This is a genomic window from Neisseria sp. N95_16 (assembly GCF_002551535.2).
GTDB classification, from domain to species: Bacteria; Pseudomonadota; Gammaproteobacteria; order Burkholderiales; family Neisseriaceae; genus Neisseria; species Neisseria brasiliensis.
The window spans coordinates 22,806-46,984 of the sequence record NZ_PDBT02000011.1 but is presented as its reverse complement, the minus strand read 5'-3'; the positions used below and the strand labels follow the sequence as shown (position 1 = coordinate 46,984).

The 24,179-nt window shown below is 51.2% G+C and carries 28 protein-coding genes and 1 riboswitch; of the genes, 6 read left to right on the top strand and 22 right to left on the bottom strand.

Annotated elements, in window-relative coordinates; genetic code table 11:
- The first annotated feature begins 230 nt into the window (after positions 1-230).
- On the top strand, positions 231-449 hold the full coding sequence (locus CRG49_RS03105) for a major capsid protein (protein ID WP_095501647.1): 219 nt from the start codon (positions 231-233) through the stop codon (positions 447-449).
- Positions 450-647: 198 nt separating this feature from the next.
- Here the strand turns inward: CRG49_RS03105 and CRG49_RS03100 are convergent, their stop codons facing one another.
- The 17 genes from CRG49_RS03100 to metK all read right to left on the bottom strand — a co-directional run bounded on the left by CRG49_RS03100 (position 648) and on the right by metK (position 13,440).
- Positions 648-1,088: a phage virion morphogenesis protein gene (locus CRG49_RS03100; protein WP_095501646.1), complete on the bottom strand. Its 441-nt coding sequence runs from the start codon at positions 1,086-1,088 to the stop codon at positions 648-650.
- A gap of 2 nt (positions 1,089-1,090) precedes the next feature.
- Positions 1,091-1,996: a phage minor head protein gene (locus tag CRG49_RS03095; RefSeq protein WP_095501645.1), complete on the bottom strand. Its 906-nt coding sequence runs from the start codon at positions 1,994-1,996 to the stop codon at positions 1,091-1,093.
- A complete protein-coding gene (locus CRG49_RS03090) occupies positions 1,996-3,468 on the bottom strand; it encodes a DUF935 domain-containing protein (RefSeq protein WP_095501644.1) in 1,473 nt (490 codons plus the stop codon). Before CRG49_RS03090 ends, CRG49_RS03095 begins: the two co-directional genes overlap by 1 nt.
- A 22-nt stretch (positions 3,469-3,490) precedes the next feature.
- Positions 3,491-5,005 (bottom strand): terminase large subunit domain-containing protein, encoded by a 1,515-nt coding sequence (locus tag CRG49_RS03085; RefSeq protein ID WP_095501643.1) that lies wholly within the window; start codon positions 5,003-5,005, stop codon positions 3,491-3,493.
- A complete protein-coding gene (locus CRG49_RS03080) occupies positions 5,002-5,547 on the bottom strand; it encodes a DUF3486 family protein (RefSeq protein WP_095501642.1) in 546 nt (181 codons plus the stop codon). Before CRG49_RS03080 ends, CRG49_RS03085 begins: the two co-directional genes overlap by 4 nt.
- 2 nt (positions 5,548-5,549) lie before the next feature.
- Entirely contained in the window at positions 5,550-5,867 is a 318-nt protein-coding gene (locus CRG49_RS03075) for a hypothetical protein (RefSeq protein WP_095501641.1), read from the bottom strand.
- Positions 5,864-6,184, bottom strand: coding sequence for a hypothetical protein (locus CRG49_RS03070; RefSeq protein WP_095501640.1), 321 nt, complete (start codon positions 6,182-6,184; stop codon positions 5,864-5,866). The genes CRG49_RS03075 and CRG49_RS03070 overlap by 4 nt, the downstream gene beginning before the upstream one ends.
- A gap of 2 nt (positions 6,185-6,186) precedes the next feature.
- Complete coding sequence (locus CRG49_RS03065; RefSeq protein ID WP_095501639.1) at positions 6,187-6,399, bottom strand: TraR/DksA family transcriptional regulator; 213 nt, start codon at positions 6,397-6,399, stop codon at positions 6,187-6,189.
- Entirely contained in the window at positions 6,392-6,571 is a 180-nt protein-coding gene (locus tag CRG49_RS03060; RefSeq protein ID WP_195690081.1) for a hypothetical protein, read from the bottom strand. The genes CRG49_RS03065 and CRG49_RS03060 overlap by 8 nt, the downstream gene beginning before the upstream one ends.
- A gap of 19 nt (positions 6,572-6,590) precedes the next feature.
- Positions 6,591-6,986 (bottom strand): hypothetical protein, encoded by a 396-nt coding sequence (locus tag CRG49_RS03055; RefSeq protein ID WP_095501638.1) that lies wholly within the window; start codon positions 6,984-6,986, stop codon positions 6,591-6,593.
- A complete protein-coding gene (locus tag CRG49_RS03050) occupies positions 6,970-7,224 on the bottom strand; it encodes a hypothetical protein (RefSeq protein ID WP_095501649.1) in 255 nt (84 codons plus the stop codon). Before CRG49_RS03050 ends, CRG49_RS03055 begins: the two co-directional genes overlap by 17 nt.
- Before the next feature lie 141 nt (positions 7,225-7,365).
- Positions 7,366-8,190: an undecaprenyl-diphosphate phosphatase gene (locus tag CRG49_RS03045; RefSeq protein ID WP_095501637.1), complete on the bottom strand. Its 825-nt coding sequence runs from the start codon at positions 8,188-8,190 to the stop codon at positions 7,366-7,368.
- A 202-nt stretch (positions 8,191-8,392) separates the two neighbouring features.
- On the bottom strand, positions 8,393-9,079 hold the full coding sequence (locus CRG49_RS03040; RefSeq protein ID WP_095501636.1) for a thiol:disulfide interchange protein DsbA/DsbL: 687 nt from the start codon (positions 9,077-9,079) through the stop codon (positions 8,393-8,395).
- 3 nt (positions 9,080-9,082) lie between these two features.
- On the bottom strand, positions 9,083-10,132 hold the full coding sequence (locus CRG49_RS03035; RefSeq protein ID WP_095501635.1) for an SPOR domain-containing protein: 1,050 nt from the start codon (positions 10,130-10,132) through the stop codon (positions 9,083-9,085).
- 202 nt (positions 10,133-10,334) lie between these two features.
- Positions 10,335-11,831 carry a YifB family Mg chelatase-like AAA ATPase gene (locus tag CRG49_RS03030; protein ID WP_095501634.1) on the bottom strand — a complete coding sequence of 499 codons (1,497 nt, stop codon included), beginning with the start codon at positions 11,829-11,831 and terminating at the stop codon, positions 10,335-10,337.
- A 13-nt stretch (positions 11,832-11,844) separates the two neighbouring features.
- Entirely contained in the window at positions 11,845-12,171 is a 327-nt protein-coding gene (locus CRG49_RS03025) for an accessory factor UbiK family protein (protein WP_095501633.1), read from the bottom strand.
- A 99-nt stretch (positions 12,172-12,270) separates the two neighbouring features.
- Positions 12,271-13,440: a methionine adenosyltransferase gene (gene metK, locus CRG49_RS03020; RefSeq protein WP_095501632.1), complete on the bottom strand. Its 1,170-nt coding sequence runs from the start codon at positions 13,438-13,440 to the stop codon at positions 12,271-12,273.
- A gap of 172 nt (positions 13,441-13,612) precedes the next feature.
- Positions 13,613-13,723: riboswitch (SAM-I-IV-variant riboswitch) on the bottom strand.
- 152 nt (positions 13,724-13,875) lie between these two features.
- On the opposite strand from metK, the gene CRG49_RS03015 reads away from it, so the two are divergent.
- Positions 13,876-14,754, top strand: coding sequence for a lysophospholipid acyltransferase family protein (locus CRG49_RS03015; protein WP_229436903.1), 879 nt, complete (start codon positions 13,876-13,878; stop codon positions 14,752-14,754).
- 60 nt (positions 14,755-14,814) lie between these two features.
- Here CRG49_RS03015 and cysE read toward each other — a convergent pair whose 3' ends face one another.
- The gene (gene cysE / locus CRG49_RS03010) at positions 14,815-15,657 is read right to left on the bottom strand and encodes a serine O-acetyltransferase (RefSeq protein WP_095501630.1); all 843 of its coding nucleotides are present in this window, start codon (positions 15,655-15,657) and stop codon (positions 14,815-14,817) included.
- Between the two features lie 185 nt (positions 15,658-15,842).
- On the opposite strand from cysE, the gene grpE reads away from it, so the two are divergent.
- The gene (gene grpE, locus CRG49_RS03005; protein ID WP_095501629.1) at positions 15,843-16,424 is read left to right on the top strand and encodes a nucleotide exchange factor GrpE; all 582 of its coding nucleotides are present in this window, start codon (positions 15,843-15,845) and stop codon (positions 16,422-16,424) included.
- Between the two features lie 320 nt (positions 16,425-16,744).
- Positions 16,745-18,670, top strand: coding sequence for a molecular chaperone DnaK (gene dnaK, locus CRG49_RS03000; RefSeq protein ID WP_095501628.1), 1,926 nt, complete (start codon positions 16,745-16,747; stop codon positions 18,668-18,670).
- Positions 18,671-19,172: 502 nt separating this feature from the next.
- Here dnaK and CRG49_RS02995 read toward each other — a convergent pair.
- Together CRG49_RS02995 and CRG49_RS02990 are read right to left on the bottom strand one after the other, a co-directional pair.
- Positions 19,173-19,382 carry a hypothetical protein gene (locus tag CRG49_RS02995; RefSeq protein WP_095501627.1) on the bottom strand — a complete coding sequence of 70 codons (210 nt, stop codon included), beginning with the start codon at positions 19,380-19,382 and terminating at the stop codon, positions 19,173-19,175.
- Between the two features lie 190 nt (positions 19,383-19,572).
- On the bottom strand, positions 19,573-20,988 hold the full coding sequence (locus CRG49_RS02990) for a DEAD/DEAH box helicase (RefSeq protein WP_095501626.1): 1,416 nt from the start codon (positions 20,986-20,988) through the stop codon (positions 19,573-19,575).
- Positions 20,989-21,327: 339 nt separating this feature from the next.
- Here CRG49_RS02990 and CRG49_RS02985 point away from each other — a divergent pair, with 339 nt between their 5' ends.
- Positions 21,328-21,801, top strand: a complete 474-nt coding sequence (locus tag CRG49_RS02985) for a YMGG-like glycine zipper-containing protein (RefSeq protein ID WP_095501625.1) — start codon at positions 21,328-21,330, stop codon at positions 21,799-21,801.
- A gap of 63 nt (positions 21,802-21,864) precedes the next feature.
- Here the strand turns inward: CRG49_RS02985 and CRG49_RS02980 are convergent, their stop codons facing one another.
- Positions 21,865-22,641: a FadR/GntR family transcriptional regulator gene (locus tag CRG49_RS02980; RefSeq protein WP_095501624.1), complete on the bottom strand. Its 777-nt coding sequence runs from the start codon at positions 22,639-22,641 to the stop codon at positions 21,865-21,867.
- A 373-nt stretch (positions 22,642-23,014) separates the two neighbouring features.
- Here CRG49_RS02980 and CRG49_RS02975 point away from each other — a divergent pair, with 373 nt between their 5' ends.
- On the top strand, positions 23,015-23,227 hold the full coding sequence (locus CRG49_RS02975; protein WP_095501623.1) for a hypothetical protein: 213 nt from the start codon (positions 23,015-23,017) through the stop codon (positions 23,225-23,227).
- 182 nt (positions 23,228-23,409) lie between these two features.
- Here CRG49_RS02975 and CRG49_RS02970 read toward each other — a convergent pair whose 3' ends face one another.
- Positions 23,410-24,060 (bottom strand): GrxB family glutaredoxin, encoded by a 651-nt coding sequence (locus CRG49_RS02970; RefSeq protein WP_095501622.1) that lies wholly within the window; start codon positions 24,058-24,060, stop codon positions 23,410-23,412.
- Positions 24,061-24,179: the final 119 nt, after the last annotated feature.

The following is a 24,179-nucleotide window of genomic DNA, read 5'->3' as shown; positions in this document are numbered from 1 at the left end:
CTGATCCTTTCGGCGATATAGGTTTTACACCAAACATCAAATCAGCCGGTCAATACGATAGCTACGAAGACGCATTTAATGCAGCTTTAGAAGAAATCGGTGGCGAATTCCTGATTTTTGGTTTCTACCTTAAAGAAGGCTAAGTTTAAGAGGCTCGGCGGGCGGTCTCTGAAACCTTCACAAAGCCCGCACTTTCATTTTTTTAACTTTACTCACTAAAGGAAAACATCATGAAATTGATGAACACCTGCCGTAAATACGGCGCAAAATTGGCGGTAGTAACCGCTGCCCCTTTGGCACTGGCTGCCCAAGCTTATGCTGCCGTACCGTCTGAAGTAACTGAAGCTTTGACCGGAGCAAAAGCAGATACCTTATCTGTTGGCGGTATCGTATTGGGCATCATCGTTGGTATTTTTGCTTTGATGTTGCTCCGTCGCGTACTGAAATAATCGGTATTAATAAGGCGGTCTGAAAAGGCCGTCTTGAAACCCATTGAGATAAATATATAGACTCTGTGAGATAAATGGGATGAGGCGGGCTGAAATGGGTTTTGGTGGGATTGGATTTGTGAAATAGTGTTGCACAGGGTGTAATGAAAATAAACGGGCAGATTTTGCCCGTTTTTGCTTCCTAAGCCCCTTGCTTTTTTAGAGACCTGCTTTGAGTGATTCGAGCGCGATATCGATGATTCTTTTATCGGCTCCGTTTTGGAGTTGGCCGCTGCCGTTGATGGGGAGGTATGGTCTGGCTGGGATGGTGACTTTTCTGCCGCGTCCGGCTTGGCCGCCGAGATGGTGGATGGCGGCATAGGGTTTGTTGCTGCCGATACGAGTGAAGTCGTTGCCGACTTGGGTGGAAATACTGGCGGCAAGTTGGCCGGCCAGTTGCAGGGTTTTGCCGCCTTGCGCTGCGCGTTTGCTTTGTGGCCATTTATCGCCGCCGAAACTCTCATTCTCGAAGTTTTCTTCCGTGAGTGAGGTCATTTCGGTGGCCACGGCTCTCATCATTTTACGTGAGTGGCCTAGATTGGTTAACAGCTGGCTCAAGCTGCGGTCTACTGATTTTGAGTCTAGGTTGATTTCAATCATGGTCAGCCTTTCAGGATTTTTTGCACCCATGCTAAATCGGCGGCAGACAAAGCTGCTTTGAATTTGGCATTGCCCATCATGATTTTCAGCGCGATTCGGGCGATGTCGGGGTGGACGGCGTGGGCTTTTTGAACGGCAACCGAAGCCATGCGTGAGAGCATGGTTTGACCTTGGTTGGCATTGAAACCTGCGCTCGGTGCGACAAATTTGCCGTCGATACGCAAGCCGGTGCGTTGGGCGTAGCGGGCTTCGCCTGTGTATTCGTTGCTGCCGATGTCGACTGTTTGGGTTTCGAGGGTCGGGCTGGGCAAGGCGCGGCTTTCGCCTGCTGCGCGGGACAAGGGGCGCACGCGGCAGCGGCAGCGGAAATCGAGTGGCGGATACATGGTATTCCAAACCGGGTCGGTGGCGGCATAGACGCGACCGTGCATGCGGCGGTGACTGTTGCGGGTGCGGCTGTCGTTGATGGCGACATATTGCCAATACGGATGCGTATCGACCGAGTCCATCATCTCCGCATAGCGTCCGGCCATGTAGGCCGACTGCATGTTGGTCAGGTAGATGGTTTTCAGTCGATGCGGGCTGCCGAGCTGAACGGTTTGGGCTTCGCCGGTATCCGGATTGGTTGCTTGGGTGCGCCCCCACCAGCCTTTGCTTTGCAATACCGGTGTGAGTGTTTTTTGGAACTGTTCCAGCGTTTGGCCGGTCTCGGCGGCGTTGACAACGGCGCGATAAATATCATTGGCCACGTCCATGCCTGCGGTTTTGGCCACGGTGAACGCGGTGGCGTGGGCATCGTCGAGCATATCCTGCCAGTCCCACGACACAGCCACGCCTTTTTGCTTCAAGTATTCGACCGCTGCTTCCGGCTCTAGGCCGAAAATTGCCTTGATGTCTTCCGGATTCATCAGCTCATCTCCTGCGCCGCTTCAATGCGGCCGACCAAACCGGACAGGAAAATCACACGCGCCAGCTCGTTTTGCAAGGCGGTGTCATCCATATTCGGGAACTGCTCGGCCAAGCGGTCGAGAATATTGTCTTCGGTTTCGCCGCGCTGCAAATCCTGCACCAATAAGGCAGTCAAGTCGCGGCCTTGTTGGTTCAGACGGCCTGCATTGGGCGCGAGCGTGTCTAAAATCAAGCCCGCATCGGTTTCTGCGCCGTCCCAACCTTCGGCAAAGTCAGCAGCGGTCGGGGTAATGGCATCTTCTTCAACAATATCGCCGTCTTCCAATCCATAGGTGCGCTTCCAGTATTGGGAAGTGAATTTCACCCCTGCGCCGGACAACATATTGTCGCGCTCGGCACGCTCTTTCGTGCCTGCTTCTTCATTCTCAAACAGCTCGAATTTTGGGCAAACCACATCGCCGAAATTCAGCGATACCACCCATTCAATCAGCTCGTTAAACGCCGCTTCGACAATACGGCGGTCGCTGTCGCGGATGTCGTCGGCGATTTCCAAGCCTGCGCTGGCACTGGCATGGTTGGTTTCTTTGTCGGTGGTTTGGTCTTGGCCAAGCAAGGCGATGTTGATGCCGGATTTGCACTCTTTCAGCAGTTTCTCGAAAGCATCTACTGATGATGATTTGCCGCTGGCTTCGTGGATTTCGACGCTGGAATCGTTCGGAATCGTGCCGACGGAATTGCTGATTAAGGCTTCCAACGCGTCAAGCAGCTTTTCGGTGTCGCTGTGGGTGTTGGAGCGCGGCTCTTTACCAATCAACCATGGCGCGCCGTATTTTTCGGTGAAACTCACCCAGAATTTCAGGCCGCCGCGCTTGAAAGTGACCAGCCAAAACACCAAGCCCAAATCACCCAAACCGTAGGGATTAAGATAGTCGTCTTCATGACGTGGGCAAAGGAATTTATAAGGCGGCAGCGGCTCTTGGCTCAAGCCGTTTTCGGTGAAAATCAATTCGCGCTCATCATTGAAAGCAAACCACTCTTGCGGCTTGGCCACAATTTCAGACGGCAGCCATTGACTGCCTTTCTGCCAGATAATTTCAATCGGTTGATAACCGAAAAAAGCGGCATTCATGATGTCTTTGCAAAATTTATACACATCAACATCAGCAACCAGCCAATTTTCGACAAAATCCAATACACGCTCATCGACTTCATCGCCACTTAATTTCCAATCCAAGCGGGCAACGGCGGCTTTTCGTCGGCGCACGAAGCTGCCGACCAGCTCATCGCGCAACAATTCGCGGTAAACCGAGATTTGCTTGCCCATCTTGCGCAAAATCGGGTCGGGATTGGGCAGCCAGCCGCCGAAACCGTTTAAAAACTGACGGGAGACAGCGATATGGCCGGTCAAATCTTCGGGCTTGAAAGTGATGTTTTGACCATTCAATTTGAGTTTGAGATGCGATTTTTTCATGTGATTCTCTTTTCAGACGGCCTTAAAAGCCTTGCGTGATTCGGCTGCGGCGTTTGATTTTTCGGCTGGCCACGCGTACTGGCCCGGCATTCAGCTCTCGACTCGCGTAATGCGCCAACACCAAGGCAATCGCCGCGTCGCCGTGGCGTTTTCTGCCGTCTTGCCCTTTGGTTCGCGTGTCGGGAATGCGCGGCACACCTTTGACCAATTCGAACGCACGCAGGTCGGCCAAGATGTCTTCATCGCGCGGCAGGCCGTCGAGTGTGCCGTCTTCCAATGCTGCCTTAAACGGCGCAGTGTGGCTGCGGTACCAGTTTTCCGACAGCATCACGGCTTCCACCACTTCCGCACCGAACGCGTCGCGCATGGCTTCGGCCAGCGATTGGCCGTTGCCGCGTGCATCCAAGGCTGCGCCGCGCAGGTTGGGCAGATTGGCCAACAGGTGCTGCATAATCTGTTCCTGCTGGGCAAACGGCATATTGCCGAGTTCCAAAATAAATGGTGGTTTCAAAATCAGGTCTTTGCTTTGCAAGAGCGGCACGATCACGGTACGGTCTCCGCTTCGGGCAAAGTCTTCGCCGACAAAGGAAACGCGGGTTTTGTCCAAGCCATCCAACAAGGGTTGCAACTCATCGGCAATCCAGTCGGCCACTTCACGGGCGCGGCGCGGTTCGGGTAACAGGCCGAAATCGTCGGTTTGGTCGTAACGGATAACCGGCGCGTATGGGGTCATGCGGCTTTCAATCAGCGCACGGTTCAGCCATTTGCCGCCGCCGTTTTTCGGGATGCAGTCCAACTCTTCGGACGCATCTTCGCCGTAAAAATCGCGAATTTCTTTACACCACGCGGCTTCGCCGTCGGCAGACCATTCTTTGCCTAAACGCAGGCAAATGCGTTGATACAAGCCTTGCTCAACGGCTTCATCAAACGGGATGCGGTGGACGGAGTATGGTTTTTTACCGGCGCGGACATCTTCAATCAGCTCATTGAACGGATTATCCACACCATCGTGGGTGGAGATGATGTGTACCTGTCCGCCCCACATCAGCAAGGCCATCGCCGCTTTAAGCAACTCCCCAAGCTGCTCGTGGAAGGCGGCCTCATCAATAATCACACGGCCTTGTTTACCGCGAAGGTTGGACGGACGGCTGGATAAGGCGGTAATGCGGTAGCCCGAGGCAAAGCGGATAACAAATGCCAAAACCGACTGGCGGTCGTCGCCTTCGACAAACACTTCCTCGGTTTCTTCAATCTCGCCTGCCGCCAGCTGGTAGTGCTTCGCCCAGCCCGCGCAGTCGCGGATAAACTCTAAAGCCATGTCTTTGTTATAGCCGATATACCATGCGTCCATGCCTTTGGCCGACGCTGCCAGCAATGCGGTATCTGCCGCTTCGCCCCAGCTCAAACCGATACGGCGCGATTTCTCGCACAGCTTGACGGGCGACTGGTCGGCGCACCATGCCTGCTGATACGGCAGCAAGACCGCAGGTGTGCGGTCTTCGGATTGGGTTTGTGTTTTGCTTTCAGACGGCCTCATGATGCAATCCCCAAAATATGTTTGCGGATGGCCTCTACCGATTCTTCAGACAGGCCGCCTTTCTTGGCCTGTTTGGCCACGTCTTCCGCTGCTGCCTGCACTTTGGCCTTAACCTTGGCCTGATACTCTTTCAGGCGGGTGCTGGCGGAAATCAAGCCGCTGATTTTCTTCGCACCTTCGGCCATCACGCCGAAACGGTCGAGCGCGTTTAGCTCTTCGTTGTCCATTTCGCCGATTTGCACCAACGCATCGAACAGTTCGGTTTGCAGCATGGCCATCAAGGCTTCGCTGCGGGTGTCGCCTTCATCGGACGCACCTTCGGCAATCAGGCGTGCGGCTTCGGTGCTGGATTTGATGGCGGCAAAGCGGCGTTGTACTTTTTGGCCGTAGCGGTGCGCCGCCGAGCGGCTGATTTCGTAGCCCTGCGCCTGCAGCCATTCGGCTATGGCCTGATAATCCGAAAAGCCGTTTTCAACGAGTTTGCGTTCAAACTCGTGGCGGACGGCTTCGGGTAGTTTTTCAATCGTGCTGCGTTGCGCCATGTCTAGCTCCACACTTTTTCAGGGCGGGCAATACCGGCACGGCAATCGACCGTGTATTCGGCAATGTCCACGCCCAAGCTGGTCAAATCGGCAAACCACAGGCCGTGTGGCGTTTTGTTGAGCTCCACCAGCTTGCGGTCGGCCAGATAGTCGAGCTGCTGGCGCAATTCCAGCGCGGTGGTTTGCGGGTAAATCGCATTCATGATGTCCAATAAAAACACTTCGCTGGTGGTGTGCGGACGGGCTTTGTTTAAGGTGTTGAGAATGTTCCAGCGCATACCTTCACGGCGTTGCTTGGCCATCAATTCTTGACTGATCATTTTTGCTGACGCTCCATTTTGTAGATTTCGGTGAGCTTGTCGACCACGTTGTCGAGCTTGGCCTCCAATACCACCTGATTGCGGATGTAGTCTTCCCGCAAAACATAGGTCATCGGCAGACTGGCACTAAATTCGCCGAGCTGCTTTTCCATGAGTTCGACTTTGCCTTGCAGGCGTTCCTGCTGTTTTTGGCGTTCGTCCTGCTGCGCCTGAAATTGCGCCAGCAACATTTTGCCGAAGCCCCAGCACACGCCGAGAAAGCTCAATAAAAAGCCGACGAGCTGCCAAAATTCGATGTTGATAAATGTTTTTTCCATAACTAGCCGGGGAAACCTTTCTCAAAATATTCTTGGCAAACCACGCAGCGTGTGCAGCCGATTACGGCATGGCGACGGGCTTCGGGAATCGGCTCGCCGCAGTCGTCGCAGTAATAATTGCTGACGGTGGCCGTGGTTTTGTCTTGCTGCTTATAGAGTGCCTCTCCCAAATACAAGGCTTCGAGTTCAGACGCTTTGTCGCAAATATCAGTCATGTTTCAGACGGCCTTTTTCATACCATGCCTGCCAACCGAAAACCTGCGCTTCCAATTTTTGGCAATACGCGCCATAGACCACGGCATGATTTAAGAGTTGTTCGGGTGAGCCGCCACTCAGACGCTCGGGGCGTTCATGAATGAGCAGCAGTTCGGAAGAGACAGGCGGAATTTCCGCCACGGTAACGGTTTTAATCGTGGCCGATGGCGCGGTTGTAGAGTTGCACGCTGTCAGCACCAATGCCGTTAAAACGGCTGCCGTCTTTTTGTACGGTTTCATCAATCTGCTTCTCCAGTTGCGCTGCTTGGCGGTCGATTTGCTGATAGGCTGCTGCCAAATCGCGGCTTTGCGCTTGGGCGAAATCGATCCACTTCTGCTTTTCATCGGCAGCGGCTTTGAGCTTTTCGGTATAAAGCTGTTCGGCGGCCAAGGCCGAAGCCTGATAGGTGGCGATGATTTCGGCTTTGTCGGTTTCCGCCTGTTTTGCCGCGGCCTGATAGCCGCAGAAATACAGAGCCAATACCGCCGCTACCAGCAGCAAAGTTGAAATCAAGGTCTGCCACACAGGGCTAAGCGTTTTCCACATCGTCTTTCCCTTTATTGATTGCGGCTACCTGCGGAACCGCCGCAATACCGCGTTTAATTAAGGCGTAGCCGCCGACCATCGCACCATAAGCCCACCACAGCCACTCGGGTGCATCCATTGTTTGGGCGAATTTAACGGTCATCACCGCACCGGCCACGTTTGCCCACAACTTGGTGTGGGAGATGTGGCCGGTGGCCGGATTGGTGACCAAGCCGCTCAGCCATTTCAGAAACTTCATCATTTTTTCAGACGGCCTTTTCTATAGTCGTTTTAAAATAGAAATCAGACAAGGCGACAGCGACCGCCGTGTACACCCAGTACATAAGGGAGCTGACAACGCTGTATGATTTTTATTTTAAACGACTATAAACTTATTGATTTATTCAGTCCACTGCACCCAGCCCATTGCCCAAGTCAGCAGAATCAAGCCACCAAAGACAATTCGGTAATAGGCAAACGGCACATAGTTTTTGGTTGCCAAGAATTTCAATAAGGCTTTTACCGCCAGCAAACCGGCAAAAAACGCAGCGATAAAGCCAACCGCAATCAAGCCGATGTCTTGCAGGGTGAAGAGCTTATAGTGTTTCAAAATATCGTAAAACGTCGCCGCAATCATCATCGGCACCGCCAAGAAGAATGAAAACTCAGTCGCTACCTTGCGCTCCAAACCCCACAGCATGCCGCCCATGATGGTACTACCCGAACGCGATGTGCCCGGCACCAAAGCGCAAATCTGCGCACAGCCGACCACAAACGCATCAATCGGGCGCATATCATCGACATTCACCACTTTCGGCGCACGGCTTTGTTGGCGCTTTTCCACCCACAAAATAAAGAAACCGCCCAACACCAGCATCATTGCTACGGTAATCGGGTTAAACAAATACAGCTTAATCTGTTTGCTAAACAGCAAACCGACCACCGCCGCCGGCACAAATGCCACCGCCAGATTCAATACAAAACGATTCGCTGTGCGCTCTTTGCCGATACCGCGGATAATCTTGCTGAAACGTTGGCGGTATTCAAAGATCACCGCCAACACCGCGCCCAATTGAATCGCGATTTCAAACACTTTGCCATTGCTGTGGAAATTCAGCAAATCGCCGACCACAATCAAGTGCCCTGTGCTCGAAATCGGTAAAAACTCGGTCAAACCTTCGACAATGCCCAAAATCAGGGCCTTCAACAACAATATAATATCCATTAAACCTCTTTCAGACGGCCTATTTGCTATCAGTAAGAAAACTCAGCCGCTTCATTCATCAAACATTGCTTACGACAATATTCACGTCAAATGGTTTCATGCCGTCTGAAACCATTTTCAGCCAGCATTATAATTTGGCCTGAAAAATACAGGCAGCCTTTTCAGACTGCCTGTTTGTTATCGATGATAATCGGTAGATGCCTCAATGATTGGCTGATTTGGCCAAAGCAGCGCCTTTGCTCTTCACACGGCTGCCTGCCTGCTTCAAACCGCGCTCGCTGCGCACTTTGGCAATCAAGGCATCAATGGTTTTCATACCGTTTTGGTAATCGCCGTTGAACAACACTTCATATTTACCACCAACAATCACCATCGGCGTGCTTTCGATGCGGTAGGTTTCGGTCAAATCCTGCATGTTTTGGGCTTGGGTTTGATTGGCGGCGGAATCATAAGCGGCCACCAATTTTTTGCTGTCAAAACCTTTTTGTGCCGCTGCCCATTGTTTGAACGTAGCACTGTCGGCCAAATTTATTTTTTGCTCATACACCGCTTTAAACACCGCCGGATTGGCTTGGTATTTTAAACCGGAGCTGTTTACCGCAGCGGCGACACGCGCCAAGCCGAACATCTCCGGCTGCCACACCACATGCTCGGTGCGCAAATAAGTGTCTTTGGCGAACGATTGGCTGTGTTTCAACAACACCGGATCCAAGTGGTAGCAATGCACGCAGAAGTAGCCGAAAAATTCCAACACTTCCACCTTATCCGCCTGAACCTGCGGAATCGGCTTAGCCAGCACTTGGTAATCCTTACCTTCGGTGGCGGCTTGCGCCATGCCGGCCAAAGACAAGGCCATCAATGCCGAGAATAATTTCATTTTCATCATCATTCCTTATTGAGCCGAACGGGTAAAGCTGCTCACGCCGTTTTTCTTCAGCGTTTGCTGCACGCGTTGAGCCGCATCTTGCGCCATCACACCGCTTTGCAGACGGTACACTTTCTTACCGTTGGCCGAACCTTCCACCACGCTGGACTGTACGCCCATCATCGCCAATTTGGCACGTTGCGCATCGGCAGAAGCGCGGTCGCCGTATGAACCCATTTGCACAATGACTTTTTTACCCGAAGATTTCGCGCTGGTCGCCGCTTTACTGTCAGCCGCTTTGCTTGATTTCTTCGCTTCTTCACCTGCGGCTTTGCGGGCTTTTTCAATGCTGCCGCTGTTTAAGATTTGCTCAGGAGTTGGCTTGGCCGTTTTTTTCTCTGCGGCTTTTTTATCAGCTGCTTTCTTGTCGGCTGCTTTCTTGTCGGCGGCTTTCTTTTCAGCCGCTTTTTTCTCAGCAGCTTTTTTCTCAGCCAGTTTTCGCTCGGCAGTTAATTCAGCAGCGGCTTTTTTATCGGCGGCCGCTTTATCGGCTTTGGCTTTTTCCGCACGTTTTTGTGCTAACTCAGCTTTGCGTTTGGCTTCAGCGGCTTTTTTCTCTGCAGCTGCACGTTCTTCACGCTCTTGCGCGGCACGTTCGGCGGCGTCACGGTCGTCTTCGGTATCAGCCGTTACTTTAGGCTCAACAGTCGCTTTCGGTGTCGGCACAGGCACTACCGCAGGCGCAGCAGGTTTGCTTTCATCAGCCTTAGGCGCTTCGCTTTCAGACGGCGTATCTTGCGCTTCTGAAGCAGCGGTATCCGCTTCGCTGGCTTTGCTGTCGGTTTCGGCAGGTGTAACAGGTACTTCTTCTGAAGCTGGTTTTTCTACCGGTTTAGGCGGCGTTTGCGGCTGCAAAACTTCCGGCTCGAAAGTTTGCTCCGGCTGCGCCAGCTCTTTAAATTGGTTTTGATTGCCTTTGTTTAAGAAAAACAAAATGCCGACAATCACAGCAGTTGCCAACAGCAACCCTGAAATAAAACCGGCAATACCTTTACCATGTTGTGTCTGTTTTTTCATAACGTACCTTTATTTTTCAGACGGCCTCAAAGTCTTCCACCACTCTGAACCGCCGTCCGCTATTCAGATAGGACATTTTATCAACATCTCTTATGTTCGGCAAAATATCGGCATAATGCACTGGCCGCTTGGGAGCGTATCCATTTATCAGGCCGTCTGAAAAATGGGTCATTATGGGTTTATTATTCTGGCTGGTGCAGATTTACAACGCCCTGCGGAAGCTGATGGCTTTCAATACATGGCTGCGGTCAACGGCATCGTCTCCAGCCAAATCGGCCAAGGTGCGTGCCACGCGCATGATGCGGTGAAAACTGCGCGCCGAGAGCGATAATTTTTCCAACATCGCGCCCAAGGCATCGCACGCTTCTTGTTCGATATTGGCCACGCTGTCTAATTCGGTCACGCTCAAAGCGGCATTCACTTTGCCCTGCCGCGCATATTGTCTGTCGCGCGCCGCCAACACCCGCTGCAACACATCGGCGCTGGATTCGCCTGCTTGTTGCTGCATCAATTCTGCGGCAGGCAAGCTAGGCACTTCAATGGTTAAATCAATACGGTCAAGCAGCGGCCCTGAAATTTTGCTACGGTAACGCGCCACGCTCTCAGGCGTGCAGCGGCAAGGTTTGTTCGGGTGACCAAGGTAGCCGCACGGACAAGGATTCATCGCCGCCACCAATTGGAATTTGGCCGGATACACCGCCTGTCGCGCCGCGCGGGAAATATGGATTTCGCCGTTTTCTAACGGCTCGCGCAACACTTCTAAAACTTTGCGGTCAAACTCGGGCAATTCATCGAGAAACAACACACCATGATGCGCTAAAGAAATCTCACCCGGCCTTGGATCCGAGCCGCCGCCGACCATTGCTGCCGAACTGGCGCTGTGATGGGGCGAACGAAACGGCCTCTCATGGCTGAGTTCCTGTTGATGATTAGGCAGCAATGAGCGCAACGCCCACACTTCGACCAATTCGTCTTCGGTCAACGGCGGCAAAATGCCCGGCAAACGCTGCGATAACATCGATTTACCCGTACCCGGCGGACCCATCATCAATAAGCTGTGTCCGCCCGCAGCGGCAATTTCCAGAGCCAAACGTGCGGTATGTTGCCCTTTTACATCACTCAAATCCGGCAGGTTTACGCTTTCAGACGGCCTGTCGAGATTCGGGCATTCGGTTTGCGTCAAAGGCTCAATGGCGTTTAAATGCGCCGCCACTTCGCCTAAAGATTGCGCGCCGTAAACCGTGATGCCTTTCATTACAGCAGCTTGTTGCGCGTTTTCAGACGGCAACACAAAAGCGCGCCCTGCCTGCATACCCTGCCACGCCATCGCCAATGCGCCGCGCACAGGCCGCAACATCCCCGACAAAGCCAATTCGCCGGCAAATTCATATTGCGCCAGTTTCTCCATCGAAATCTGCCCCGAAGCGGCCAAAATGCCGATGGCAATGGGCAAATCAAACCGGCCGGATTCTTTGGGCAAATCGGCCGGTGCCAGATTGACGGTGATTTTTTTCGCCGGAAAATCAAAGCCGCTTTGGATAATCGCCGCACGCACGCGGTCACGGCTTTCCTTTACTTCGGTATCGGGCAGCCCGACAATATTGAAATGCGGCAAACCGTTGGCAAGATGGGCTTCCACCTCGACCAACGGTGCATTCATACCGCTTAAAGCGCGGCTGTAAACCAAAGCGAGCGACATGGTTCAGACGGCCTTATTCGGCGCTGTCTGCTTTGGTTACCGATTCCACGGCTGCTTCCACTTTAGCGGCAGATTCTTCCACTACGCTGTCTTCGGCCGCAGCAGGATTTTGCGCTGCTTCCAATTTGGCCAAACGCGCTTCCAGCTCCACCAATTTGGTGCGGGTTTTAATCAACACTTGCTGCTGGATATCGAATTCTTCACGGGTCACCAAATCCATGCGGTTAAACGCGCTGCCCAACATGGCTTTGACATTTTTCTCAACATCTTTGGCCGGGCTGTTGGCGATGGTTTCGCTCAATTTTGAGGTCACTTCTTCAAACAGGTTTTTACCGAACATGGCTGTGTCCTTTATTCATAGAAAAATAATGCAGCTATTGTATAAGAGAAAAGGCCGTCTGAAAACATAAGTTTCAGACGGCCTTTGCTTATTTCATCATTAAAGACCGGCAGCGGCTTTCAATGCTTGCGCCTTGTCGGTGCGCTCCCAAGTAAACTCAGGCTCTTCACGGCCGAAGTGGCCGTAAGCGGCGGTTTTGCTATAACGCGGATGCAGCAAGTCCAGCATTTGCACAATGCCTTTCGGGCGCAGGTCAAAATGTTCGCGCACCAATTTAATCAAATCGGCTTCGCTGATTTTGCCGGTGCCGAAAGTGTCGATCGAAATCGAAGTCGGCTCGGCCACGCCGATGGCGTAAGACACTTGAATTTGGCATTGGGTCGCCAAACCGGCGGCCACAATATTTTTCGCCACATAGCGGCTGGCGTAAGCGGCAGAGCGGTCAACTTTAGACGGGTCTTTGCCGGAGAACGCGCCGCCGCCGTGTGGTGCTGCACCGCCGTAGGTGTCGACGATGATTTTACGGCCGGTCAAACCGCAGTCGCCTTGCGGGCCGCCGATGACGAAATTACCGGTCGGGTTAATCAGGTATTTGGTTTCGTCGGTCAGCATTTCAGACGGCAATACCGGCTTGATGATGTGCTCGATCACGGCTTGGGTCAATTCTTCGTGGCTGATTTCCGGATCGTGCTGGGTGGACAATACCACGGTGTCGATGCGTTTCACTTTGCCGGTTTCGCTGTCGTACACGCAGGTCAATTGGGCTTTGGCATCAGGGCGCAACCACGGCAGGCGGCCGTCTTTGCGCAATTCGCTTTGGCGTTGCATCAGGCGGTGGCTGTAGTAGATGGCAAACGGCATCAATGTTGGGGTTTCGTCACAGGCATAGCCAAACATCAAACCTTGGTCACCCGCACCCTGGTTCAAATCAATGCCCTCGCCTTCGTTGACACCTTGGGCAATGTCGGGCGATTGCTCGCCGTAGTTCAACACCAATTTAAAGGTATCGGCCGCAAAGCCCCACTCGGGATTGTTGTAGCCAATGCGTTTCACGGTATCGCGTGCCACTTGCTCATAATCCACTTTGGCGCTGGTGGTAATTTCACCGGCCAACACGCACAAATCAGTCGCCACCAAGGTTTCCGCCGCTACGCGTCCGGTCGGGTCTTGCGCTAAAATCGCATCCAAAATCGCATCGGAAATTTGGTCGGCCACTTTATCAGGATGGCCTTCGGATACAGATTCAGAAGTAAACAAAAATTCGCTCATTACTCATTCTTTCTTTTTTAAATAAGCCGTTAAGTTTTCAGACGGCCTATTTACTGACATCATCAAATCGCAAAAATCATAGCAGTTTTTGCCCAAACTTGCCATCCAAATAAGAATTTTTCTTATTTAAATGCACGGAATTCATTTGCAACAGACAAAAAAAATTCCCGCATTAAGCGGGTTTGGATTGCTCTGGCGAGCCACATCGGTCTGAACGACCGTCCACCTTACCTTTCCTATGAAAAGCAGGTTGGCATGGAATTCCCAACTCTTAATGCTGCGCGAATGATAGCAAATCTTCGCCTGTATGACAAGCCGGCGCAGTGCTTTGCCTCTATACTTTCAGACGGCCTCCTGATGGTTTTAGCATTCGATATTAGGCGTATGCCCCAATTTCCATTACAATCAATCCAATACTCTTACGCTTCTCTATATATGCACACTTTGGTTACCCTACTTTTCAAATCCTTTGCCGCCCTGCCGCTGCCACTACTGCACGCGCTGGGCAACTTTTTAGGCGGCATGGCGTTTTATTTTCTCAAAAAAGACCGCCAACGCGTGCGCGCCAATATGCGCCAAGCCGGTTTGCAGCCCGATGACAAGATGATTCAAACCGTGTTCCGCGAAACAGCCAAAGGCGGTTTGGAACTGCCCGTGGCTTTTTTCAGACGGCCTGAAGAGATTGAAACGCTGTTTCAACAGGTCAATGGCTGGGAACACGTTCAGACGGCCTTAGACAATCAGCAGGGCTTACTATTCATCACGCCGCACATCGGCAGCTATGATTTGGCCGGACGCTACATCAGCCAGCAATTGCCGTTTCCGCTGACCGCCATGTACAAACCGCCGAAATTCAAAGCCGTCGATGCCGTGATGCAGGCCGGACGTGTGCGCGGCAAGGGCAAAACCGCGCCGACCAATATCCAAGGCGTGAAGCAGGTTATCAAAGCCCTGCGCGCGGGTGAAGCCACCATCGTACTGCCCGACCACGTGCCCGCGCCCGAAGAAGGCGGTGACGGCGTGTGGGTCGATTTCTTCGGCCGTCCTGCCTACACCATGACGCTGGCGGGCAAACTCGCCCAAGTCAAAGGCGTGAAAGCCCTGTTTTTCGTCGGCGAACGCTTACCCAACGGCCAAGGCTTTGCGCTGCACATCGAACCGCTGCAAGGCGAACTCAACGGCGACAAAGCCCACGATGCCCGCATCATCAATCAAAACGTGGAATATTGGATTCAACGTTTCCCAACGCAGTATCTGTTTATGTACAACCGCTACAAACGTCCGGCCGGGGCGCCGCAATCGCCGCTGGAATAAACCATACGATAAAGGCCGTCTGAAAAACTTGTTTTCAGACGGCCTTTACTATTCCATTCATCAAATCACAAAATCCGCACCCGACAATTCAATATACTGATTCATATCCTGCGACGGCACCTTAGACGAACGGCCAATCGGTTTGGCCGGTACGCCGACCACGGTAATCGACGAGGGCACATCGGCCACCACCACACTGCCCGCGCCGATTTTGGCGTTCTCGCCGATTCGGATATTGCCCAAAATCGAAGCGTTCGCGCCAATCATCACGCCGTCTGAAACTTTCGGGTGACGGTCGCCGCATTCCTTACCCGAGCCGCCCAAAGTCACGCCATGCAAAATAGAAATATTGTTGCCCAACACGGCGGTTTCACCGGCCACAAAACCGGTGGCGTGGTCGAGCATCAGACCGTGGCCGAAACGTGCTGCAGGGTGAATATCCACGCCGAACACTTCCGACATTCGGTTTTGCAGGAAATAAGACAAAGTTTTGCGGCCGTTGTTATACAGCCAATGGTTGATGCGGTGTGCCTGAATGGCGTGAAAACCTTTGAAATAAAGCAGCGGCAGAGAATATTCGTCACACGCGGGGTCACGCTCGTAAATGGCCTGCAAATCTTCTTTCATGCAGTCGATAATGCAGCAGTCATCGGCAAACGCTTGCAGGCAGATTTCGTTTAACGCGCGCACGTCCATAATCGGGCTGCCGAGTTTGCTGGATAAATGAAACGCCAACACGGCCTCGAGCGAATCGTGGCGCAATACTGTTTGATGCAGGAAACTGGCCAACATCGGTTCGGCGCTCGCCGCAGCCGTGGTTTCTTCAAGAATCGCGTTCCACAAATCGAAATCGCGGGTATTGAGATGGTCTTTTTTCGGAGGGGCGGACGTGATTTTTTTCATGATACAACAGGCCGTCTGAAACTGGTAAAAGCGTTATCTTACCGTTTTCATTGAATTTATCATAGCCAATTCGCAGATAAATTTATAACCAAAAGTTCTCTTACAGATTTAAAGGTTATTTGGCTTGAAATTTTTTCAGACGGCCTTATATGCGATTTATTAAACCATTCCCTGTTGAACGAAGGATGTCGGACATGACTGAACAAAACCCAAACATCGAAGAAGAAAAAGTAGAAACTCAAGCAGTGCAAGCCGCTGATGCTGCTGCCGAAACCGAAGCCGTTGAAGCCGAAGCCGCACCTGAGCCGACCATGGAAGATTTGCAGGCGCGTATTGAAGAGTTGGAAGGCCAACTCAAAGACGAACAATTGCGCGGCTTGGCCAACGAGCAAAACCTGCGCCGCCGTCATCAGGAAGAAATCGCTTCCACCCATAAATTTGCCGGTCAAAAATTCGCTGCTGAAATGCTGCCGGTGAAAGACTATTTGGAAATGGCTTTGCTGGATCAAAGCGGCAATTTCGAAGCCTTGAAAATGGGTGTGCAAATGACCCTGAACGAATTGCAAAAAGCATTCGACGCGACCCAAATCAAAGAAATCAACCCTGCTGTAGGCGACAAACTCGACCCGCACCAACACCAAGCCGTGCAAACCGTGGTGAGCGAGCAAGAGCCAAACACCATCGTCAATGTGATGAAAAAAGGCTATTCATTGTCTGAGCGCGTGTTGCGTCCGGCCATGGTCGTGGTGGCAAAAAAAGAAGATTGAAAGCACCGCTTGATGCTGTTTATCAAGCATAAAATTTTCAGACGGCCTTATCCTATGCCGGTAGCCAACACACCGCTTTTAGAAAATCATTCCGAACCATCGGAACACGATTCGGATAACAAGGCCGTCTGAAAAATCAAACCAATATTCCAAACAGCCTGTGGATAAATAAATCAAGCACTTGAATTAAATCATAAAAAAATTTCACTCCAAGCCTTGAAAAAAAAATTGAACACCCTTATCTACAAGCCAACTGAACGACAAGTTCAAACCAATTCATTAATCAGTAATTTAAATTTTTCACCAGGAGCTATCACACTATGGCAAAAGTAATCGGTATTGACTTGGGTACAACCAACTCATGCGTATCCATCTCTGAAAATGGTCAAACCAAAGTGATTGAAAACGCCGAAGGCGCGCGTACCACCCCGTCTGTGGTTGCCTACCTTGACGGCAACGAAGTATTGGTCGGCGCACCGGCCAAACGCCAAGCAGTTACCAATGCAAAAAACACCATCTACGCGGCCAAACGCTTAATCGGCCACAAATTTGAAGATAAAGAAGTACAACGCGACATCGAAACCATGCCGTTTGAAATCATCAAAGCATCAAATGGCGATGCTTGGGTGAAAGCGCAAGGCAAAGAATTGTCGCCTCCGCAAGTTTCGGCTGAAGTATTGCGCAAAATGAAAGAAGCGGCTGAAGCCTACTTGGGCGAGAAAGTGACTGAAGCGGTGATTACCGTTCCGGCTTACTTCAACGACAGCCAACGTCAAGCCACCAAAGATGCCGGCCGCATTGCCGGTTTGGATGTAAAACGCATCATCAACGAGCCGACCGCAGCCGCATTGGCTTTCGGTATGGACAAAGTATCCGGCGGTGACCGCAAAGTAGCGGTTTACGACTTGGGCGGCGGTACTTTCGATATTTCCATCATCGAAATTGCCGATGTGGATGGCGACAAACAGTTTGAAGTATTGGCTACCAACGGCGACACCTTCTTGGGCGGCGAGGACTTCGACCAACGCATCATCGACTTCATCATTGACGAGTTCAAAAAAGAACAAGGCATTGATTTGAAAGGTGATCCAATGGCCATGCAGCGTGTAAAAGAAGCTGCTGAAAAAGCCAAAATCGAATTGTCGAGCGGTCAGCAAACCGAAATCAACCTGCCTTACATCACCATGGATGCGAGCGGCCCGAAACACTTGGTATTGAAACTGAGCCGTGCCAAATTCGAATCTTTGGTTGAAGATTTGATTAAACGTTCTATCGAACCTTGCCGCATCGCCTTGCAAGACGCAGGCTTGAGCGCAGGTCAAATTGACGACGTGATTTTGGTGGGCGGTCAAACCCGTATGCCTAAAGTGCAAGAAGAAGTAGAAAAATTCTTCGGCAAAGCCCCACGCAAAGACGTGAACCCAGACGAAGCCGTGGCTGTTGGTGCGGCGATTCAAGGTGAAGTATTGGGCGGCGGCCGCAGCGACGTATTGCTGCTCGACGTGACTCCGTTGTCTTTGGGTATCGAAACCATGGGCGGCGTGATGACCAAGCTGATTCAGAAAAACACCACCATTCCGACCAAAGCATCACAAACCTTCTCTACCGCCGAAGACAACCAATCGGCTGTAACGATTCATGTGTTGCAAGGCGAACGTGAGCGTGCTTCTGCCAATAAATCATTGGGTCAGTTCAATTTGGGCGACATCGCTCCGGCACCACGCGGTATGCCGCAAATCGAAGTAACCTTCGACATTGACGCCAACGGTATCTTGCACGTTTCCGCCAAAGACAAAGGCACCGGCAAAGCTGCCAACATCACCATCCAAGGTTCTTCAGGCTTGAGCGAAGAAGAAATCGAACGCATGGTGAAAGACGCGGAAGCCAACGCGGAAGAAGATAAAAAACTGACCGAATTGGTCGCTTCACGCAACCAAGCCGAAGCCCTGATTCACTCAGTGAAAAAATCTTTGGCCGACTACGGTGACAAACTGGATGCCGATGAAAAAGCCAAAATCGAAGAAGCGTTGACCGCTGCCGAAGAAGCCGTGAAAGGCGAAGACAAAGCCGACATCGACGCCAAAGCCGAAGCTTTGGGCACCGCCAGCCAAAAACTGGGCGAGATGGTTTACGCCCAAGCGCAAGCCGAAGCACAAGCAGGCGAAGGCGCAACCGAATCTTCTGCTAAGAAAGAAGATGACGTGGTGGATGCCGATTTTGAAGAAGTGAAAGACGACAAGAAATAATGCCTGATCGGGAAACCGATTAAGATTGTTGATTGTTGAAACAGGCCGTCTGAAAAGATTTTCAGACGGCCTGTGATTTTTATTAAAACAGAAAGTTGCATTAAATTGCGTGGGCAGCAAGTGCCCACACTACGCTTATTGAGCCGTTTAAAACGCAGGTCGGATTCTCGAATCCGACATTTGGCTGAATCGCAGCGGCTTTGTCGGATACAAGTATCCGACCTACTGTTTTCCGTTTTTTATAGATGAGATTCTTGAAACTCAAAGGCTGGATTGTCGGGTCAGCGCCCGACAATGACGACCACAGGTTTGCGAATTAAATCGGGTTTTACAAAGGCTTCAACGAGCGTAGTGTGTGCATTAATGCACACGCAAAATAAATCGAACAGGCCGTCTGAAAATCAAATATTTTTCAGACGGCCTGTGGTTTTTATTAAAATAGAAAGTCGTATTAATTTGCGTAGGCAGCAAGTGCCCACACTACGCTTGCTGTTGGCTAATTTTACATAGTTGGCTCTTCATCAAATGCTTCCTGTGGAATACAAGTGCTAAAGCTCTTATACCCTTTCTTTTTCCAATCAAGACTGCTTGCCATTGATTTACTCACTTTTTGACATTCTTCGTAAGAATGAAAAACTAGATGCTTACCTTCAACTAAAGTCAATTTTCCACCAGAAATATCAAACAACAAGAAAAATAATATAGCTTTCATAATATACGAATCTCCTAACTTAAAAATTTTTTGATAACTTCAATTACTAAATACTTGTTAAGCAAATGCTGTATGTATTAAGGCACACTCGAAATAAATTGAATTAGGCCGTCTGAAAACTTTTCAGAGTGTAAAGCCTGCCGCTCAGCGGTACGGCCTTTATTTTTTATCCAATCAACAAACTAAAAACTCAACGCACGCCGAAATTCGGCTGCAACAGCGCGCAAGGCTGGCGCTCGCCACGGCGTTTACGGCGGCCGGCAATTTTGCCGCAAGCCGCGCCGGGATCTTTCTTATCGGTGCGTTCCTCGCGGCTGTCGCGTGCTTTGCGTTCTTCGCGCTCGGTTTTGTCGCTGAGGCTGCGTTCGTTTCGGTCGCTGCGTTCATAACGCTCGCTGCGGCGTTCGCTGCGTGCTTGGCGCGGCTCGGTGGCGGCTGTTTCCACGCCTTCGTTTTGCCATTGCGGCTCGAAGCCTTCGATGCGTTCCACCGCCAAATCGTTGCCGGTCAGCTCTTTGATGGCTTCAAACATTTTCTGTTCGGTTTTGTCCATCAATGAAATGGCCACGCCGTCGGCACCTGCGCGGCCGGTGCGGCCGATGCGGTGTACATAGTCTTCGGCTTGGGTGGGCAACTCGTAGTTGATTACAAACGGCAGTTCGGCAATGTCGAGGCCGCGCGCGGCCACATCGGTGGCCACCAGCACGCGCAGACTGCCTTCTTTAAAGGCATTGAGCGTTTCCAAACGGGTTTGCTGCGATTTGTCGCCGTGAATCGACTGGGCGGCAATGTTGCGGCGCACCAAATCGCGGGTCACTTGATCGACGCTTTGCTTGGTTTTGCAGAACACAATCACTTGATTCATGTTCAAATCAACAATCAAACGCTCCAACAGATTGCGCTTCTGTATGCCGTCCACCGCGATGATGTGCTGCTCGACATTGGCATTGGTGGTGTTTTGCGCAGCCACTTCGACCAATTCCGGCGCATTCATAAAATCTTGCGCCAACTTGCGAATCGGCGGCGAGAAGGTGGCGGAAAACAGCAAAGTTTGGCGCTGCTTCGGCAGCATCTGCATGATTTTGCGGATGTCGTCGATGAAGCCCATGTCCAACATACGATCAGCTTCGTCCAACACCACAATTTCGACTTTGTTTAAGTTGATGTTTTTTTGTTTCACATGGTCGAGCAAGCGGCCGACGGTGGCCACCACGATTTCGCAACCGGCACGCAGCTCGGCGGTTTGTTTGTCCATGCTCACGCCGCCGAACAAAACGGTATGGCGCAGCGGCAGGTTTTTGATATAGCCCGTCACATTTTGGTCGATTTGGTCGGCCAATTCACGCGTCGGCGTCAACACCAGCATACGCACCGGATGCATGGCCGGCGATGTGCTGGCGGTGGCATAGCGTTTGAGCCGCTCCAAGCTCGGCAGCATAAACGCGGCGGTTTTACCGGTGCCGGTTTGCGCGGCGGCCAGCAAATCGTGTCCGGCCAAGGCTTTCGGAATGGCGGCCGCCTGAATCGGCGTCGGGTTTTCATAGCCTTGCTGGCTTAAGGCAGAAACGATTTCATTGCCCAAGCCTAAAGTTGCAAATGGATTCATAGACGTATCTTTCTGTTTCAGACGGCCTATTTAAGCAATGCCGTCTGAAAAAAGGAATCAGGATAATAGATTGAAACCGCAACGCGAAATGTCTGCGGCTGAAAATAAAGAATAAGAAAATGAATTATGCCACAAAACGCGCCCTGCTCCCACCGGAATCAGCGACAAAAGCCAACAAACAGGCCATCTGAATACGCCACGCTGTCATTCATATCGCAACCAATCACGATAAGCGGATTTTATCGTGATTATTGCACCGAACAAGCAATTTCGTGCTAAAGTACTACTTCCTTTAACCTACTATTTTTTCGGGAAAAATCCCTTTTAAAAGGAACTCAGATGAACATGAAAAACATGTTGCTCGCCACCTTGGTCAGCACCGCTTTGATGACACCGGCCATCAGCCACGCCGAGCAAACCAAGCGCACCAGCACGGTAAAATCCACCGCAATCGGTGCGGCTGCCGGTGCCGTAGTCGGCGGTGTGGTCGGTAAAAACAAAAAAGGCGCGTTAATCGGCGCAGCAGCAGGCGGTTTGGCCGGTGCGGCGTATTCTTATCATCGCAACCGCAAAGCCGATGTCACCGATTACAGCGACAACGACTACTACAACGGCCGCGACCGCAACAGCCACTATGAAGACGATGAAGACGGCGACCGCCGCCGCTCGAGCCGCAATGAGCGCGAACGTCGTTACGAAGAAGACGAAGATGACGACCGCCGCGACCGCAAGCGCAACAGCCACTACGAAGAAGATGACGACGATCGCCGCTCCAACCGCCGTCGCGACAGCCGTGATGATGACGACGATTAATTCGTTTATCGAGATTAGGCTTAGTTTCTAATCAATCAGGCCGTCTGAAACCTTTTTATTCAATCACCAACCTTTAACTCTATCCCAATCATGCTGCGCCAAGGTATCAGCATGCTCTCGTCGGCTCTGATATTCGCGCCCTTCTCTAATCCGTTCCGACACAAAATCCAAATGTCGGCGCGCGATGTCCGCAGCCTGTTGCGCCTCACCTGCTTTAATGGCTTCATACAAGGCGCGGTGATGGGCAATTAAGGTCGGGCGCGGGTTGCATTCATGATCGGCATGAATGATGGCGCTGCGGGTTTGCTCGTAAAGCATTTTCAGCAAACTGGCGGATAAATGACTGAACAAAATATTGTGCGCGGCATCGGCGATGGTTTGGTGAAACGAATAATCCGCTTCAGCCTGATGATCGAGATTGCCCTCACGACAGGCGGTTTCAAAATTGGCCAACCAAAATTCTATGCGCTTCAAATCAGTATCGGTGCGCCGCTCGGCCGCCAAAGCCGCCATGCAGCCTTCGATGTGGCAACTGAAATCGTACACATCGCGTTCCCAATTGGAATGCTTGCCCAACAAAGCCTGCCAATCGGCCAAAAAATCCTGCTGCGTTTTGGCAGAAACATAATAACCATCGCCCTGCCGCGCTTCCAAAACATTCTTGGCAATCAACACATTCAAGGCCACGCGCACCGATGGGCGTGAAACATTAAACTCTTCAGCCAAACTACGCTCGGGCGGAATCTTCTGGCCTTCAGGATATTCACCGGCGGCAATGCGCTCTTCCAAAACCGCCAATATTTGGTCGCTGACCTTTTGCGGACGTACTAATTTTGTCATGATTTTTCTGTATGTGTGGTGTGTGCAAATCGGCAAAATTGGTCAAACCAATCTTGAAACGTGATTGTACTGACGCGGTATTCTCATCGTCAATCTCGGCGCAGATTTTTCCATTGTGTGTAGCGTGTTTTATTATTTAATAATTGTTTTTGCTGCCATGATTCTGTAATAATAACTGTAGAATTTAACGCTGCAAGCTATTGAGTGGATAGATATTTCATTTTTGTCATTAACGATTATGTCTTTTGAATGGTGCAAACTTTACACCGCAAAATGAAACTAAATCCCATCATTGCCACTCAATCACCTTGCAGACTCGATTCTGCAACTACCGAAAACTCCGGTAAACATCAATAATATAGGAATATACAATATGAAAACTTTATTTATCTCCGTTGCGACCGCTGCGCTGCTGTTGAGCGCGTGTTCAAGCAGCAAAACTGCTGAAGCACCAAATCCGGCTCCGCAAATCAGCGTGGAAGAAGCCATTGCCCAATGCCAACAAGCTGCCGGTGAAAATGCTGACCGCGCCGCGTTTGATGCCTGCATGAAAGACAAAGGCTTCCAACGCAAAGCCGGTGAATAAGCTCCTGCTGACGCACCTGCTTCTGCTGCACAATAAGCAGCATTAAATCAAGATAACGGCTTTTTTACTCCCTGGAAACGCCGTTAAGAGCAACTTGAAAACAAAGGCCGTCTGAACAGGTCGGGCAGAAATCCATGATTTCGCTGCCTTACTTATTCAGACGGCCTTTGATATTTTAGCTCTTACAGTGCGCGGTCAAAATACAAATCCACGTCGCCCGCTTCGCTCATGCGCATCAGATAATCCATCACATTTTGCGGCCATTCGATGCCGCGTGTCGCGGTCAGGTTGCGCAAAATCGGGAACAGCAAAATATCTTCCATCGCCGCTTCGCCGTTTACACCCACGCCTTCGTTGCTGATTAAGCCATCAAGCTCCAACAAATCGGCATTGATGCGCTCAATATATTGCGCGGTTTTGTTGAGATTGGTCTCAAAATTGCCGATATTCTGCTCTTTTTTATCAACAAAATATTTCACCGCTTCCGGTGTGGCAAACTCCGGCAAACCGATTTTCACCGTGCGCGGCTGCACCAGTTTGTTGTTGTATTCGCCGACTTTGTCCAACCAAGCCTGCAATTCAGGGCGGATGTCTTCTTTCAGACGGCCTTGACCGGCCTGCTCATCCACATAACGCACAATATCCAAGCTCTCGCCCATATATGAGCTGTCTTCTTTCTGCAAAATCGGCACTTGTTTGGCACCAATCATGCTGATGGGCGTGGCTTCATCATCGTTCATCAGATTTTCCGTTTCCAACGGCAAACCGCGCAAACCGAAAATCATGCGGGCGCGCACGCAAAACGGACAATGATCGTAAATATAAAGTTTCATCATAAGGCTCCAAAAATTAACATGATTACCTTATCACTTCAGGCCGTCTGAAACAAGCATCCACCTTTTCAGACGGCCTGATTCGGCCGAAAGTTTAGTATATCAATAGCACCAATAGC